At 35.5% G+C, this 16,830-nt stretch carries 15 protein-coding genes and 1 pseudogene; 13 read left to right on the top strand and 3 right to left on the bottom strand.

Annotated features, from left to right (window positions below):
- Positions 1 to 162 precede the first annotated feature (162 nt).
- Positions 163 to 369 (top strand): annotated as a pseudogene (locus WCV66_RS02420) (ATP-binding domain-containing protein); the annotation flags it as partial.
- 266 nt (positions 370 to 635) lie between these two features.
- Here WCV66_RS02420 and WCV66_RS02415 read toward each other — a convergent pair.
- Together WCV66_RS02415 and WCV66_RS02410 are read right to left on the bottom strand one after the other, a co-directional pair.
- Entirely contained in the window at positions 636 to 2,363 is a 1,728-nt protein-coding gene (locus WCV66_RS02415) for a HAMP domain-containing sensor histidine kinase (RefSeq protein WP_338787840.1), read from the bottom strand.
- Positions 2,350 to 3,066 (bottom strand): response regulator transcription factor, encoded by a 717-nt coding sequence (locus WCV66_RS02410; RefSeq protein WP_338787839.1) that lies wholly within the window; start codon positions 3,064 to 3,066, stop codon positions 2,350 to 2,352. Before WCV66_RS02410 ends, WCV66_RS02415 begins: the two co-directional genes overlap by 14 nt.
- Positions 3,067 to 3,266: 200 nt before the next feature.
- Here WCV66_RS02410 and WCV66_RS02405 point away from each other — a divergent pair, with 200 nt between their 5' ends.
- The 3 genes from WCV66_RS02405 (at position 3,267) to WCV66_RS02395 (ending at position 5,443) form a co-directional block, all read left to right on the top strand.
- Positions 3,267 to 3,956: an ABC transporter permease gene (locus tag WCV66_RS02405; RefSeq protein WP_066332405.1), complete on the top strand. Its 690-nt coding sequence runs from the start codon at positions 3,267 to 3,269 to the stop codon at positions 3,954 to 3,956.
- Positions 3,956 to 4,861: an ATP-binding cassette domain-containing protein gene (locus WCV66_RS02400; RefSeq protein ID WP_066332397.1), complete on the top strand. Its 906-nt coding sequence runs from the start codon at positions 3,956 to 3,958 to the stop codon at positions 4,859 to 4,861. Before WCV66_RS02405 ends, WCV66_RS02400 begins: the two co-directional genes overlap by 1 nt.
- 240 nt (positions 4,862 to 5,101) lie before the next feature.
- Positions 5,102 to 5,443, top strand: a complete 342-nt coding sequence (locus WCV66_RS02395; protein WP_066332387.1) for a zinc ribbon domain-containing protein YjdM — start codon at positions 5,102 to 5,104, stop codon at positions 5,441 to 5,443.
- Between the two features lie 126 nt (positions 5,444 to 5,569).
- Here WCV66_RS02395 and WCV66_RS02390 read toward each other — a convergent pair whose 3' ends face one another.
- The gene (locus WCV66_RS02390; RefSeq protein WP_338787838.1) at positions 5,570 to 6,997 is read right to left on the bottom strand and encodes a sugar porter family MFS transporter; all 1,428 of its coding nucleotides are present in this window, start codon (positions 6,995 to 6,997) and stop codon (positions 5,570 to 5,572) included.
- A gap of 381 nt (positions 6,998 to 7,378) precedes the next feature.
- On the opposite strand from WCV66_RS02390, the gene WCV66_RS02385 reads away from it, so the two are divergent.
- The 9 genes from WCV66_RS02385 to fba all read left to right on the top strand — a co-directional run bounded on the left by WCV66_RS02385 (position 7,379) and on the right by fba (position 16,800).
- Entirely contained in the window at positions 7,379 to 8,143 is a 765-nt protein-coding gene (locus tag WCV66_RS02385) for a DeoR/GlpR family DNA-binding transcription regulator (protein ID WP_338787837.1), read from the top strand.
- A 51-nt stretch (positions 8,144 to 8,194) separates the two neighbouring features.
- Positions 8,195 to 8,584 carry a tautomerase family protein gene (locus WCV66_RS02380; protein WP_338787836.1) on the top strand — a complete coding sequence of 130 codons (390 nt, stop codon included), beginning with the start codon at positions 8,195 to 8,197 and terminating at the stop codon, positions 8,582 to 8,584.
- 619 nt (positions 8,585 to 9,203) lie between these two features.
- Positions 9,204 to 10,019, top strand: coding sequence for a 5-deoxy-glucuronate isomerase (gene iolB, locus WCV66_RS02375; RefSeq protein ID WP_338787835.1), 816 nt, complete (start codon positions 9,204 to 9,206; stop codon positions 10,017 to 10,019).
- 21 nt (positions 10,020 to 10,040) lie between these two features.
- Positions 10,041 to 11,036 carry a 5-dehydro-2-deoxygluconokinase gene (iolC, locus tag WCV66_RS02370; RefSeq protein WP_338787834.1) on the top strand — a complete coding sequence of 332 codons (996 nt, stop codon included), beginning with the start codon at positions 10,041 to 10,043 and terminating at the stop codon, positions 11,034 to 11,036.
- Between the two features lie 10 nt (positions 11,037 to 11,046).
- Positions 11,047 to 12,960: a 3D-(3,5/4)-trihydroxycyclohexane-1,2-dione acylhydrolase (decyclizing) gene (iolD, locus tag WCV66_RS02365; protein ID WP_066332361.1), complete on the top strand. Its 1,914-nt coding sequence runs from the start codon at positions 11,047 to 11,049 to the stop codon at positions 12,958 to 12,960.
- A gap of 15 nt (positions 12,961 to 12,975) precedes the next feature.
- Positions 12,976 to 13,878, top strand: a complete 903-nt coding sequence (gene iolE / locus WCV66_RS02360) for a myo-inosose-2 dehydratase (RefSeq protein ID WP_338787833.1) — start codon at positions 12,976 to 12,978, stop codon at positions 13,876 to 13,878.
- A 49-nt stretch (positions 13,879 to 13,927) separates the two neighbouring features.
- Positions 13,928 to 14,956 (top strand): Gfo/Idh/MocA family oxidoreductase, encoded by a 1,029-nt coding sequence (locus WCV66_RS02355; protein ID WP_338787832.1) that lies wholly within the window; start codon positions 13,928 to 13,930, stop codon positions 14,954 to 14,956.
- A gap of 39 nt (positions 14,957 to 14,995) precedes the next feature.
- On the top strand, positions 14,996 to 15,847 hold the full coding sequence (gene iolI, locus WCV66_RS02350) for a 2-keto-myo-inositol isomerase (protein ID WP_185653883.1): 852 nt from the start codon (positions 14,996 to 14,998) through the stop codon (positions 15,845 to 15,847).
- Positions 15,848 to 15,918: 71 nt separating this feature from the next.
- On the top strand, positions 15,919 to 16,800 hold the full coding sequence (gene fba, locus WCV66_RS02345; RefSeq protein WP_338787831.1) for a class II fructose-1,6-bisphosphate aldolase: 882 nt from the start codon (positions 15,919 to 15,921) through the stop codon (positions 16,798 to 16,800).
- Positions 16,801 to 16,830: the final 30 nt, after the last annotated feature.

Raw genomic sequence — 16,830 nt, 5'->3', positions numbered from 1 at the left:
AGATTTTTGTTGTTGATTTAAAATAAAGTCTGATAATTTATATTAAATTTTGATTGAAATTCCTGTGTATTAATATAATATGCAGGAATTTTTTGTTCCTCGAAGTGCCATTTAATTGTGCGAAGTGTTTCTAGCTTATTATGTTTATTAATATTTATGGATGTAGTACCGTCGTATTTGTCTAAAGGTATCGAATTCGATGCTGTCATCATTTATGATGCATCGGAGCATGTATACAGTGATGAGAGCTTACATAGAGTTTTCTACACTGCCTGCACCAGGGCTATTCATTATTTGCAGCTTTACAGTGTAGGTGAACCGAGCCCATTTTTACGAAACATATTGCGGGAGGGTTTCATCCAAGCTTGACTGGATTTTTAAGATAAACAAAAGTTCATGGCTCAATTACCGGGGCTTCCTTCCCCGAAGTTTAACTTTGAACTATGCAGAGCGCTTGTTCAGAACTGGGTTGGAGAAGTAGAATCATAAACTAAATGAATTAGTATCGTGTACTTTTAAAGAGTTACAAAAAAGGCCAAATTTCTTTTAATGTTAATAAATAAATTGGGTTTTACTATAAAATTAGGTTTCCCCAAATGTTGTTACTTTTGGGGAAACCTTTCATTATCATCTATTTAGATTGGTAGAATAATTCGAACGGTTGTGCCTTTATGAGGTGCGCTTTTTACATTAATTGATCCACCGTGAAGCTGGACCAATTGTTTCGCAATGGTCAACCCTAGGCCAGTTCCGTTGCTAGTATCGCTTGTATTGGTTCCACGGTAATACCGCTGAAAGAGCTTATCGAGTGTTTCATTGTCCATTCCTTTGCCATTATCTGTGATCGTAATGATCAAAAGATGTTGTTCAATAGGCGAAATGGATACTGTAATTGCAGTGCCTGAAGGATTGTACTTAATGGCATTCGCTATCAGATTATCTATAATCCTTTGAAACCATTTTGGATCAATTGGTGCAAAAGCATCTCCATTGTATGGATGAAAAATAAGTTCTTTATCGTTGTTAGCCGGATCATTGATGAAATGGATAATAGCCCGACGGATGAAGTCGTTAATGTCGACTTGTTCTTTTGTAATGGGTAAAGCTTGATTTTTCAATCGGTAGGTTAATGTTAGGTCCTCTAGTAATTCCATCATATATGCTGACTTTTCGACGATGATTCCAGCAAACTCTTTTGTCTCTCTTTCTGTCCACGAGTAGTTTTCAGTTTCAAGCATCTGAGCATAACCAGATATGGAGGCGAGGGGAGTTTTTAGGTCATGGGAAAGACCGCTGATCCACTCTTCCCGTGTTTGAGTCATTTTGTGACGTTGTGCTTCGTTTTCTTTTAAAGCCGCTGTTAATTGTGATAGGGTTGCAATTAGATCTTTATACAGACGGTACTTCCTTTTTAATTTCCCCTCTTTATTCAATAAGATTGGCCTTTGATGCAAATCTAAAGGCTGCTCATAAAGACCACTGCCAAGATTTTGAATCCATTTCATCATCGTAATCAACGGAACACCAAATTTACGTGCATACCAAAAGGTAACGATTAACAAAACAAGAAATAACCCTATAAAAATGATTAAAATACTATTACTAATCGTTTTAAACAGGCCATCTTCTATACTTAAGGCTGAATTTGATTCCTGTACACCCACCATAATCGTCTGTTCAGACTCTGCATCATAGTACGCTGCAACAGAATCATCTTTAGTTTTCGGAAGGGTGAGCAGATCTTCCGTTGAGTAAGTGACCGGCTCTTGATTCGTACCATATCCATCCACTACCTCTCCGTTTGAATTGATTAATTGGACCCAAACCTTTTCTGCTTCAATTTGTTGAAGACTAGATTTGGAAAGATTAAGATTCTGATTTTTCCAATCGAGATCTGCCTTAATCTCGTTTAATATATTGGTCTCTAACCTTTTTCTACCGAATAAAAGAAAATAGGGCTGTGGAGATGTTTCATCTAATTTCCAATACTGATATTCCACAGTGGCAGGGGCATTTGGTAGAATTAATGAGGCTAGTTCACTTTTTTTAAAATGTTTGGGTATTTGTTTCGGTGCATTGTACGATCCAATAATATTCCCTTTTGCTGTTAGGATAAGGATCCAGCCGTTCTGATTCGTTACTAATTGTTTTAATTCTTCATCAATCTTTACTTTCTCACCCTGTATTGTAATCAAGTCAGAAAAAAAATAGCTATCTACTTTGGATAAATCTTGATTAGCTTCATCTTTCATAATCGAAAAGCCAATAATTGCCCAGAAGGACAAGAAAACTAAGAGAAATATGCTAAAAATAAGGATTAATTGTATAAAAAACTGTACGAGAAATCGTTTATTGATGTTCATGTCTTCCACCATTTGGAACAAATTTATAGCCAAGTCCTCTTATTGTTACAATGTATAGCGGTTTACTTGGGTCGTCCTCAATTTTTTCCCGAAGCTTTCGAATATGAACCATGACGGTATTATCCTCTCCTAAAAATTCTTCCCCCCACACTTTTTCATAAAGCTGACTTTTACTAAAAAGTTGATTTGGATGTTGACAGAAGAAAAGAAATAACTGGTAAACTTGTGCAGTCAATGCTACAGTTTTGCCCTTGATATTAACTTCTCCAGAGAGAGTATTTACTTGTATGTTTCCATATTGATAGACTGATTGCGAGCTTTTTGAGATCTTGCCTGAATGACGGCGTAAATGTGCTTTTACCCTTGCGACCACCTCCAGGGGATTAAATGGTTTAGTAATATAATCATCTGCACCTAATGCAAAGCCTGAAAGTTTGTCCAAATCTGTTGATCTTGCTGTAAGAAAGAAAATGGGTGCATCTGTCCTTTCCCTAATCAAGGGACAAATTTCAAAACCACTGCGATCTGGCAACATCACATCCAAAAAAATTAAATCATATCGTTTCGATTGACAAAATAAAAGTGCGTCTTTTGCATTAGAAGCGGTATCTATATGTTTAAATTCTTCTCTTTTTAAAATCGTGGTTAACATATGTAAAATTGCTTGTTCATCATCGACGATTAATAATCGTGTCTCTTGCATTTTGATGCTCCTATTCTATCTGGTATATAAGTAATGATAACATTCAGTCATGAAAAAAAGAGAAATTAAGGAAAAATTAAGGTAGAGTTTCAGGAGGTTTAAGATAGAAAACGTATAATCGTTATAGATTGATAGCAGAAGTAAACAGAATATCAAAAGAACCAAAATACGAATGAAACATTGAAAGGGAGAAATCAGTTATGTACGTCATTAGTAAAAGAGAGTTTTTTAACTTATTCAAGGGAATAAGGTCAATCATTATGATTGCGATTTTATTTATTACCTCCTATTATTCAGCAAAGTTTTCAAATGTGTTTATGTCTGAAATTGAATTTTCTTCAAAGGAAGCTGAAAATATTCACACAGCTGGTCTTTTGATGCTTATCTTAACCTTGGGGCTATTATTTGTAATGAGCTTGTCTCACGATAGCATAAACCGTGAGGCAAATGATCGTACGATGCGATTTTTAGTAACAAGAACTTCACGAACATCTATTCTATATGGTAAGTTCTTAGGTATTTGGCTATTTTGGTTCGTTTGTGTGACTGTTTCCTTTTTACTTATCAGTATTTTTGCACATAAGATTGATATTTTCATTTTTTTACAGACAATTAGTTTATTAACATGTTACATAGCCTTAACAATTCTGCTTTCAGTCTTAATTCTTAAGCCTGGATATACCATGTTTCTTGGAGTTTTAGTTGGATTGTCTTTTCCTATATTTGGGTTTTGGGTAACCTTTACTTCGAACATTTGGGTAAGTTGGATAAAGTTTATCACACCATTTTATTATTTAGAGAGAAATGACTATACCTTTATTGTGATCTTTTTATTTGCAGGTGTCATGCTTTTTATGGCGCACCTAATTCTTAACAGGAGGTCATTCTGATGATTGCCATCGAAACAAAACAGCTTAAGAAGTCGTTTGGAGCAGTATCAATTGTAAAGGGTATTGACCTTATTGTGGAACAAGGGGAAATCTTCGGCTTTCTAGGTCGCAACGGTGCTGGTAAATCGACTTTCATTAATATGTTAACAGACATTATTCAACCTAGCTCTGGAGCATACACACTTTTAGGTGTAAAAGGCCCAAATAATCAAGTTAAGAAGAGAATCGGGGTCATGCCTGATTACTCGACTTTCTATGGATCTTTAACCGCGATAGAGCATTTAAAATTCCTATCTGCGCTTTCGGGTCAGCCAGTAGCAAAAGTGCGATGCATGGAAGTGCTCCAACTTGTTGGTCTAAAGGCTCATGCTCATAAAAAAACCGCGAAATTTTCATTTGGTATGAAAAAGAAGCTTGGTATTGCACAAGCCATCATCCATGACCCCGAACTGATTTTTCTTGACGAACCAACTTCAGGTATTGATGCTGAATCTGTGATCCAAATCCATAAGCTGATCGATCAGCTACACAAAAAGGGCAAGACTATTTTCATGACATCTCATAATCTTGATGAAGTGGAAAAAATATGCACAAGAATTGCGATTATGAAGGAAGGGCAGATTGTCAAAATTGGTACAATGGATGAACTTAGAAACTTCTATAGGTCGAAGATCACTGTTAGACTCAAGCATTCTTCGATGCCTAAATCTGAACAAGTAAAATTACATCAGTGGCTGAAGTCAGTTGGGACAGATCTGGAAATAAAAGATCCTTATGTCACTATTACAATTGATGATGAAAAGAAAATTGCTGATATGATTCGAGCATTTAATCAGTGTAACGTAGATGTCTTTCGTGTAGAAGTAGAAGAACCATCACTTGAAGAAATCTTCCTGGACGAATAAATTAAATAAAAGTATATAGAGCACAATGGATTAGAAATAAATTATTGGAACTATCAATCGGGCCAAACCGGTCCAGCATGCTGGTGTTGATGATGTGCCACTAGTACTTGCTGACTCATTTTATAAGTGGTATATGGGGCGCCGAAATGAAATTGAAATTGAGATTAATACTAATTATAATTAAAGGAATTGATAATAATTAATATGGATTTAAGGATTTGGAATGGAGGAAATGAAATAATGGTAGACTTACCAAATTGTCCGAAATGTAATTCAGAATATACATACGAAGATGGAAGTCTTTTTGTTTGCCCTGAATGTAGCCATGAATGGTCTTTAGAATTAGAAGCTGAAAATAGTATTGATAGTAAGGTTATTAAAGACGCAAATGGGAATGTTTTAAACGATGGTGATTCTGTATCAGTAATCAAAGACCTTAAGGTAAAAGGAACATCATTAGTAGTAAAAGTAGGTACAAAGGTAAAAAATATACGTTTAGTTGATGGAGATCATGATATTGATTGCAAAATTGACGGATTTGGAGCTATGAAATTAAAATCTGAATTTGTAAAAAAGGTATAAACGTGGTTTTAATTCTGTTGTAATAAAGAAAAGACGTTCATTAAGGTGGTTTATTTTCTTAATGAACGCCTTTTTTATCTGGCTTAATTATTTACGTTGAAAAGTAAAGCGCTTTACATTTTTGCCCTACTTAGCCATTTTATTTAATTTGTTTAATGTATTTGTATTATCTTCATCTTCTTTCTTATAATTACGGAAATATAATTCTAGTTGCTCAAGTGTTAATCCCTTAGTTTCCGGCAAGTATTTCTTTACAAATGTGATTGCTGCAAGTCCAAGAACAACAAATATAAAGAAGGTTGTAGATAAACCGACCTTATCAAGTAATACAGGGAACATCAAACCGATGAAAAAGTTTACCATCCAGAGACAAAAAACAGTTATTCCCATACCAAGACCTCTTAATCTTAAAGGGAAAATTTCAGAAAGCATTAACCATGTTACTGGTGAAATGGCACCCTGCTGGAAAGCAAGGAATGTGACTGTCAATGCTAAAACAATATATGGAAGAGCGGCAGATCCTTCAAGTGTAAGTGAGAATATTCCAATAAGTAGGAGTGCAGTCGTAGTTCCTATCAAACCAGTTATTAGCATCGGTCGACGGCCAACTTTACCAAGCAGCCAAATCCCAACGAAAGTTGCTAACACTGAGATTACACCATTGGCAATATTACCTATAAGTGCAGCCTCTGTTTGAAAGCCAGCATCTTTAAGAATTTCAGTACCATAGTACATAATCGAGTTTACACCAGTAATTTGTTGAACAACTGCAATTCCAATTCCGATAAATAAGATTCTGCGTACCCATGGTACAGCCATATCCTTTAAAGTTACTTTTTTAATTTCTGATTTTTCGACAAAAGCAGACTTAATCTCAGCTAATTCAGATTTAGCTCGACTTTCCTCACGTACTTGTCTAAGAACTCGCAAAGCATCATTGTTTTTTCTTTTTGATACAAGCCAACGTGGACTTTCAGGCATTTTAATCATGCCAAAGAATAGGAAAATAGCTGGTAGAGCTGCTATAGCTAACATGTAACGCCAAACATGATCATTGTCACCCATTGTGTTGCCAAGTATAGCATTAAAGATGAAGGCTAATAATTGTCCAGAAACAATCATTAATTCATTTTGAGTAACCATGCGACCTCTGCTCTCTGCAGGTGACATTTCCGCTAAGTAGGTAGGAACAGTTACTGAAGCGCCCCCTACAGCAATCCCTAATAAGAAACGGAAGATTACCATAACAGTAACATTAGGAGCAAGTGTACAGCCAAGTGTAGCGATAAAGAATAACACAGCTAGATATAGAATGTTTTTGCGACGGCCATTAAAATCTGAAAGTCGACCACCGAACACTGCGCCGAGTGCGGCACCAAAAAGAAGTGAACTTGCAACAAGACCCTCGGTGAAGGAATTAAGATTTAGAGCTTCGGACATATAAGGCAACGCACCGTTGATAACACCAGTATCGTAACCGAAGAGAAGCCCGCCAAATGTGGAGACTAAGATAACTTTGAGTAAAAACGAGTTTTGTTTGACCTGTTTATTCAAAATAATTCCTCCTTTTGAAACATATTGGTTATATGTTGATTATTTTTTGGTTACTTATGAATGTTTTGATCATATTATTAAAAGCGCTTTCAGTCAATAGAAATTTCAGAATTTTTATCGATAATTTTAGATATTAATAGAAAAATCATTACGAATTATGGAGATGTTACCAGTATTATCACTATTCTAAACTAGTGATAGATAGCAGTTAGTCTTTTTAGCTAATTGTGTAATAGATTAAGAAATTGACCAATACATGAAAATAAATGGTGAAGTTTTGGGTAACTCTTGATAGAATATAAAAAAACACTTATAGTAATAGTAGAAGTACGCTTCTAGTCGCATGAAAAGTGAAAATAAATGCATTCAAGAGGGGTAATTATGATAAAAACAGAACGTATTGAACAAATACAGGATTATGTTCTTGTCAATGATACTGTATCTTTAGATGAGCTTGTAAAAGTGTTTGATGTATCTAAAAACACGATTCGACGTGATATTCAGCAGTTGGTTGAACGAGGGAAAATAATAAAGGTTTACGGTGGGGTAGCTGCAAATCATGCAACACTTAAATCGTTTAACGAAAGGCAGACACGCAATCAAAAACAAAAAAGGTCAATTGCTAGGGCAGCTGCAAATTTTGTTGAGGATGGGGATATCATTTATATTGATTCAGGAACGACTACATTAGAAATGGTGGAGCACCTCCAGGCAAAGAATGTTACGATCATTACAAATAATCTCGACTTTATTTTTAAATCGTTTCCATATGATAATTTAAATGTCATTTCAACTGGTGGAGTATTTGATCGTAAAACAAAATCATTTGTTAGTTTGAAAAATATGGATTTATTAAAATCCTATAATATTAACAAGGCTTTCATGGCCTCAACTGGTATCACCATCTCAAATGGAGTGACTCATTCCTCTCCTCTTGAAAGTGAGATAAAGCAAACTGTCGTTAAAAAGAGTTCAAAAGTCTTTCTACTGGTTGATCATTGTAAATTTGATAAATATGCCTTGATGACCTATTGTGATATGGATGAAGTTGATTATATTGTAACGGATAAAGCCCCAAGTGAAAGCTACCGAGAATATACAAAGAGGCACGATATTCAACTTGTAATCTCAGATAATTTGAATTGAAATGAAGTAGGGAAAAAAATAGGTTTAATTAATCTAAGGAGGAACTAAAACATGCCATTATTACGTTTTGATTTAATAGAGGGTCGCGATGAAAAGTCATTAAAAAAATTATTGGATGTTGCCCATAATGCTATGGTGGAAGCTTTTAAAGTACCGGAAAGGGACCGTTATCAAATTGTTCATCAGCATCCAGCTAATGAACTTATAATTGAAGATACAGGTTTGGGCTTTAATCGAAGTAAAAATTTAGTCATTATAAGCATCGTTAGCAAAACTAGAACTACGAATCAAAAGGAGCTGCTATATGCTTTACTAGCAAGCCAACTTGAGTCTGAGTGTGGCATTTCTCCTCAAGACTTAATGGTATCTATTACGGAAAATGGGGACGCAGACTGGAGTTTTGGAGTAGGCGAAGCGCAGTTCTTAACAGGAAAATTATAACTCATTTTATGAGGGGCTAGTTCTTGCTTATTCAATTGAATAAGTAAGGACACTTCTAGAATATAATAATAAGTGCTATTTAAAACAAGATCGAACCTGGTTATGACGAATATAAAATTAAAATAAGCTATTGAAAGCGCTTTAGGTTAATGTTATTATAAAATTATTAAAAATCAAATTATTCAAAGATTGAATAAGTCTAGAAAAGCAGAATATCCTGATAAGGATACATCTTTATTAAGGATTCAGTACCTTTAGGTTGTTTAAGTGGATGAAAGTAATTTCTATACTGAAATCGATTGCAGTAATACAATGCTAAAAAGATACCAAAACAATTACATTAGTCCAATGGAGCGATAATTGTATGTAATTTCATACAAATAAGCATATAGAAGATGAATAGTCTTTTTTATAAGAGTAAAACATTTTGAAAAATTGTTGACTGAAAGCGTTTGTAATATTATTCTGAAGGAGAAATTATTAAACTTGCAAAGATTAGATAACACCTATTCTTTAAAAATAAGTAACAATGAAATCGATTTCAGAGAATATCAATTTATTAAAAAGCAGAATATAGAATTTTCTTACTACAATAAATCCAATAAAGGAGGAGATAGCAATGAGTAAATTGCTTCGCAAACCAAATAATCAGGAAATTGCACAAGGTGTAACACTTGTACATGATGTGACATCAGAAAATTCATCGTTGGAATATGTAGGCTTTAAAATAATAGATTTAGCTCCTGGTGCTACATATACAGAGGAATTAGGGAAGCAAGAATGTTGTATTGTAGCAGTAACAGGGAAGATAAATGTTTCAGATAGGGATGTTACATATGAAAATATAGGGACTCGCAAATCTGTATTTGAAAAGCAACCAACAGATAGTGTGTATGTATCAAATGATCGCATTTTTGATGTAGAGGCAGTTAGTGGGGCGCGTGTAGCTTTATGCTACTCACCTTCGGAAAAACAATTACCAACAAGATTGATTAGTGCTTCAGAAAATGGTGTCGAACAACGAGGAACAGGCAACAACAAGCGAATGGTGCATAACATCCTACCAGATTCAGATCCATCAGCAAACAGCTTACTAGTTGTTGAGGTTTTTACTGAAAGTGGAAATTGGTCTAGCTATCCTCCACATAAGCATGATCAAGATAATTTGCCGCAGGAATCATTTTTAGAAGAAACATATTATCACGAAATGAACCCGCCGCAAGGATTTGTATTTCAACGTGTTTATACAGATGATCGTTCCTTGGATGAGACGATGACTGTAGAAAACGGTAATGTTGTCATCGTACCTGTAGGTTACCACCCTGTAGGTGTACCTGAAGGCTATACGTCCTATTATTTAAATGTTATGGCAGGACCAAAGCGAATTTGGAAGTTCCACAATGATCCTGATCATGAATGGATTTTAAAACGCTAAAAAAGGGAGTTGTTTTTTGAGATGAAAATTAATTTTAATGCTGAAAAAGAATTCGATATTATTGCAATTGGTCGAGCTTGTATAGATTTAAATGCAGTGGAATATAACCGCCCTATGGAAGAAACAATGACATTTTCAAAGTATGTCGGTGGTTCTCCAGCAAACATTGCAATTGGAAGTTCTAAGCTAGGTTTAAAAGCCGGATTTATCGGTAAAATTTCCGATGATCAACATGGACGTTTTATCGAGAAATATATGAGTGATGTTGGTATTGATACTTCTAACTTTGTGGTAGATAAAGAAGGGCATAAAACAGGTTTAGCATTTACAGAGATTAAAAGTCCAGAAGAGTGCAGCATTTTAATGTATCGACAAGATGTTGCAGATCTTTATTTGGCTCCATCTGAAGTGGATGAAGCGTACATTAATAAATCGAAGGTCTTGCTTGTCTCAGGTACGGCTTTGTCTAAAAGTCCTTCACGTGAAGCAATATTAAAAGCAGTAAATATAGCGAAAAAGAATGATGTAAAAGTTATTTTTGAATTAGACTACCGTCCATACTCTTGGGAATCCCTTGAAGAAACAGCTGTTTATTATTCTTTAGTAGCAGAGCAAGCAGATATTGTCATTGGTACTCGTGATGAATACGATGCAATGGAAAATAGCGAAATAGAAGGTAAAAATGAGAATACAGTCAACTATTTGTTCAAACATTCTCCAGAGTTAATCGTCATTAAACATGGTGTAGAAGGTTCTTTTGCCTACACTAAATCTGGAGAGGTATTTAGAGGTCTAGCATACAAAACAAATGTATTGAAAACGTTTGGTGCTGGGGATTCATACGCATCAGCATTCCTATGTGCTTTAATCACAGGTAAAGATATTGAAACAGCTTTAAAATACGGCAGTGCATCAGCATCAATCGTAGTGAGTAAGCATAGCTCATCAGAAGCTATGCCAACAGTAGAAGAAATTGAACAATTAATTGCTAAAAACGAAACAATTTCAATAGCATAGGGGTGAAAAAATGGAAACGGTTAGATTAACAACAGCGCAAGCTTTAATCAAGTTTTTGAATCAACAATATGTTCATATTGATGGCGATGAATTTCCTTTTGTCGAAGGTATTTTTAATATCTTTGGCCATGGAAATGTATTGGGCTTTGGCCAGGCACTTGAACAAGATCCAGGTCATTTGAAGATTATTCAAGGGAAAAATGAACAAGGAATGGCACATGCGGCGATCGCTTATAGTAAACAAATGCTACGTAAAAAAATATATGCCGTTACAACTTCAAGTGGTCCTGGCTCAGCCAACCTGGTAACTGCAGCAGGTACAGCCCTTGCTAATAACATTCCTGTATTATTGTTGCCTGCAGACACTTATGCTACACGCCAACCTGATCCAGTCTTGCAACAAGTCGAACAAGAACACAGCATTGCAATAACAACAAATGATGCACTTAAACCGTTGTCGCGATATTGGGATCGTATCACTCGTCCTGAGCAATTAATGTCAAGCTTAATTCGCGCATTCGAAGTAATGACAGATCCAGCAAAGGCAGGTCCTGCAACGGTTTGTATTTCACAGGATGTTGAAGGTGAAGCATTTGATTATGATGTAAAATTCTTTGAAAAACGAGTTCATTACATCGATCGTAAGTTACCAACTGAACGTGAATTAAATGGTGCAACAGAGTTAATCAAGGCTAGTAAAAAGCCGTTAATTGTTGTTGGTGGTGGCGTAAAGTATTCTGAGGCACGGGAATCTTTAATAGAATTTTCTGAGAGATATAATATTCCGTTGGTAGAAACGCAAGCAGGTAAATCAGCTGTAGAATCCTCATTTATAAATAATCTAGGCGGACTAGGTATTACAGGCACTCAAGCGGCCAATAAAGCAGCCTTACAGGCAGATCTAATTATTGGTGTTGGTACAAGGTTTACAGATTTCGCAACGGCTTCTAAAACACTATTTAACTTTGAAACAACAAAATTCTTGAACATTAATGTTAGTCGAATGCAAGCGTATAAATTAGATGCATTCCCAGTTGTTGCTGATGCTAGAACAACTTTTGAAGCGTTAATTCCAATGTTAGAGGGATATACGAGTGAGTTTGGCGATTTGATCACTGAATTAAAAGAGGAATGGTTAATCGAACGTGATCGCTTAAGTAAAGTGACATTTAATAGAGAGAATTTTGATCCTGAAATTAAAAATCACTTCTCACAAGAAAAATTAAATGAATATGCAGATGCTTTAAATACGGAGCTAGCACAAACGACAGCATTGTTAGCAATTAATGACACGATTGAACCTGATAGTATCATTATTTGTGCGGCTGGATCTCTTCCAGGAGATTTACAACGTTTATGGCATTCAGAAGTTCCAAATACGTACCATCTTGAGTATGGTTATTCATGTATGGGGTATGAAGTTTCAGGTACCTTGGGGTTGAAATTAGCTGATCCGACAAAAGAAGTGTACACAATAGTAGGTGACGGAAGTTTCCTTATGCTTCATTCGGAATTTATTACAGCTATTCAATACAATAAAAAAATTAATGTGCTTCTTTTCGATAACTCGGGATATGGCTGTATTAATAATTTACAAATGGATTCTGGTAATGGTAGCTTCAATTGCGAATTCAGAACAGATGACAATCAAATTATGAATATTGATTATGCAAAAGTTGCTGAAGGATATGGCGCTAAAGCATATCGTGCAAATACTGTAGAAGAATTAAAAACTGCTTTAGAAGATGCGAAGAACCAAGATCGATCAACTTTAATTGAAATGAAAGTGCTCCCAAAGACAATGACAGATGGATATGATGGTAGTTGGTGGAATTTAGGATTCCCAGAGGTGTCTAATCAAGAAGGAGTCCAAAAGACTTTTGAACTAAAACAACAAAAGTTAAAAAATGCAAAGCAATACTAATAGGGGTGAATAGTTATGAGTAATCAAAAGATTAGTTGGGGCATTGCTCCTATTGGATGGCGAAATGATGACATTCCGGAAATTGGAAAAGAAAATACATTGTCACACCTATTAAGCGATATCGTTGTAGCTGGATTTCAAGGTACTGAAGTTGGTGGTTTCTTTCCTGAAGCAAAGGTGTTAAATAAAGAGCTAAAGCTGCGAAACTTACGTATAGCTGGTCAATGGTTTAGTAGTTTTCTTATCCGTGATGGGCTTGAAGAGGTAGCTAAAGAATTTCATAAGCATTGTGCTTATTTACAGGAAGTAAATGCAGCTGTAGCAGTTGTATCTGAACAAACATATAGCATCCAAGGTACAGATAAGAATGTCTTCACTGAAAAACCGACATTCACTGATGAAGAATGGAGAGGATTATGCCAAGGACTAAATGAACTTGGGAAAATCGCTGAACAATATGACTTAAAATTAGTATTTCATCATCATATGGGTACTGGTGTTCAAACAATCGAGGAAATTGATCGCCTTATGGAACATACAGATCCAAAACATGTACATTTACTTTATGATACAGGTCATATTTTCGTGTCTGATGGTGATTATACAGCTTTATTAAATAAGCACATTAAACGTATCAAACACGTTCATTTTAAAGATGTGAGAGCAACAATCTTAAAACAATGTGAGGACAATGGTCATTCCTTTTTACAATCCTTTTTAAATGGCATGTTCACTGTACCAGGTGATGGATGTATCGATTTTACAGAAGTATACCAAGTTTTATTGGATTACAACTATCAAGGATGGGTTGTAATTGAAGCTGAACAAGATCCATCCATTGCTCACCCATTGGAATATGCTTTGATAGCAAGAAAATATATAGACGAAAAAATACTTAAAAAAACAGCTTTGGCGTAATCAAAGAAATATAAACGAATACAAAGACAAAATCAGTGGAGGAAATAAAATGACAATTAGGTTTGGAGTTATTGGTACTGGTGCAATTGGTAGAGAACATATTAAGCGTATTCAAAATAAATTATCCGGTGGGGAAATTGTCGCCGTGACTGATGTTAACCAAGCTTCTGCAAAAGATGTCGTTGAAAGATTTGAATTAGATGCAGCGGTATATCCTGATGATAAAGCTCTTATTTCAGCTGAAAACGTAGATGCTGTTCTGGTAACAAGCTGGGGCCCAGCACATGAAGCAAGTGTATTGGCTGCAATTGAAGCAGGGAAATATGTATTCGTTGAAAAGCCGCTTGCGACAACAGGAGAAGGGTGCATGAGAATTGTCGAAGCTGAAATGAAACATGGAAAGCGCCTTGTTCAAGTAGGCTTTATGCGCCGTTATGATAGTGGTTATGTGCAATTAAAAGAAGCGATTGATAACAACTTCATTGGAGAACCTTTAATGATTCGTTGTGCACACCGAAATCCAGAAGTAGGTGAAAACTATACAACTGATATGGCTATTCATGATACGTTAATTCATGAAATTGATGTTCTGCATTGGTTAGTCAATGATGATTATAAAACAGTGCAGGTTACTTATCCGAAGAAATCAAAGCATGCATTAGAGCATCTTAAAGATCCACAAATTGTAACATTAGAAACAAATAGTGGTATTGTCATCACTGCTGAAATATTTGTTAATTGTAAGTATGGATATGACATTCAGTGTGAGGTAATTGGTGATGAAGGAATTGTAAGCTTACCAGAGTTCCAAAGTATTTCCTTCCGCAAAAATGCTACATTTGGTACGAACGTGTTAAATGATTGGAAGGATCGATTTATTGATGCGTATGATAAAGAATTACAAGACTTCATGGATTCAATTAAGAAAACAGGTGAGCCAAACGGACCAACTTCATGGGATGGATATATTGCAGCTGTAACTGCAGATGCAGCGATTAAAGCACAGGATTCAGGTGAGAAGGAAGTTGTTTCGCTTGTAGAAAAACCAGATTTCTATAACCAGTATCAAACAATCTAAATACTAAATTATTTATCAAATCTAAGGAGGGGCATAACTATGAAATTATGTTTTAATGAAGCTACTACATTAGAAAATTCTAATCTTGCAAAGGACTTAGAATTTTGTGAGAAACACGGTTATGATTATATTGAAATCCGTACGATGGACAAATTGCCAGAGTACTTAAAAGATCACTCAATTGATGATTTGGCTAATTATTTTCAAACAAATCATATTAAGCCTTTAGCTTTAAACGCCTTAGTTTTCTTCAATAATCGTGATGAAGCAGGATATAAGAATATTATTAATGAATATAAGGATATGTTGGAGGTTGCTAAAAAGATAGGAGCTCAATATATTGTAGCGGTGCCATTAGTTACCGAAGAAAAGATCTTGAAAAAAGATATAAAAAATAGTTGTGTTGAAGTGTTAAAAGAGCTTTCTGATCTTGCCGAACCATATGGAGTTAAAATAGCATTGGAATTCGTTGGTCATCCACAATGTACAGTTAATACATTCGGGCAAGCGTACGATATTGTTGAGGCTGTAAATCGTGAAAATGTTGGAGTAGTTTTTGATTGCTTCCATTTCCATGCGATGGGATCTGATTTTGCCGATCTTAATAAAGCTGATATCTCTAAAATTTTTATTTTGCATATTGATGATACAGAAGATTTTCCAATTGGCTTCTTAACTGATGAAGATAGAGTGTGGCCTGGTTTAGGTGCAATTGATTTAGATCGTATGCTTTCAATATTGAAAGAAAAAGGGTATTCAGGAGCTGTTTCAGTTGAAATATTCAGACCAGAATATTATAAGTTAGGCGCTGAAGAAGCAATTAAAACTGCTAAAGAAACAACACTTGAAGTTGTTTCAAAGCATTATGATCTAGGGATAGCTGCCAAATAAATATCTTTCATTTAGATGGTTGCTAAAATTACGCTACCAATAGGATTTTTGTAAGAAGAGAGGTGATCAACGTGACATTAGTCTCTATGAAAGAAATGCTTCTGAAAGCAAAAGAAGGTAAATATGCTGTAGGACAATTTAACATAAATAGCTTACAGTGGGCACAAGCAATCTTACAAGCTGCTGAAGAAGAAGGTGCACCTGTTATTGTTGCGGCTTCTGATAGACTTATTGATTACCTAGGTGGGTTTAAAACAATTGCTGCAATGGTAAAAGCACTTATGGAAGAAATGTCTATTACAGTTCCAGTTGCTTTACATTTAGATCATGGAATGAGCTTTGATAGATGTAAGCAGGCAATAGATGCTGGATTTACGTCAGTTATGATCGATGGATCCCATTACTCTATTGACGAGAATATTGCAATGACCAAACAAGTTGTTGATTATGCTCTTACCAAGCAAGTATCTGTTGAAGCAGAGGTAGGCACTGTGGGTGGTATCGAAGATGGACTTGTAGGTGGAGTGAAATATGCAGATCCTAAAGAGTGTTTGCGTATCGTTGAAGAAGCGGGAATAGACGCATTAGCGGCAGCGCTTGGATCTGTTCATGGGCCATATCAAGGTGAACCAGAGCTTGGCTTCGATGAAATGAAGCAGATTTCAGAATGGACAGGTATCCCTCTAGTTCTTCACGGAGGTTCTGGTATACCCTCTTATCAAATAAAGCGAGCAATTGAATTAGGTCACGCTAAAATCAATGTTAACACTGAATGCTTACAAGCGTGGACGCAAGCTGTTCGGGATAGATTGAGTAATGATAGCGAAGTTTATGATCATCGGGCGATAACAACACCTGGAAAAGAAGCGATTATCGCAACAGTCAAAGGTAAAATTAGCGAATTTAATGCAACGAATAAAGCAAAAGAATTTAGTGTGAGTAATAAAGGGTAAAATAGGGGAGGCTGGGACAAAACCCACCTC

Origin of the sequence: Metabacillus rhizosphaerae (genome assembly GCF_037201795.1) — a bacterium.
Lineage (GTDB): Bacteria > Bacillota > Bacilli > Bacillales > Bacillaceae > Metabacillus > Metabacillus rhizosphaerae.
Note: the sequence above shows the minus strand (reverse complement) of the source record. Positions and strands in the feature narration are given on the sequence as shown.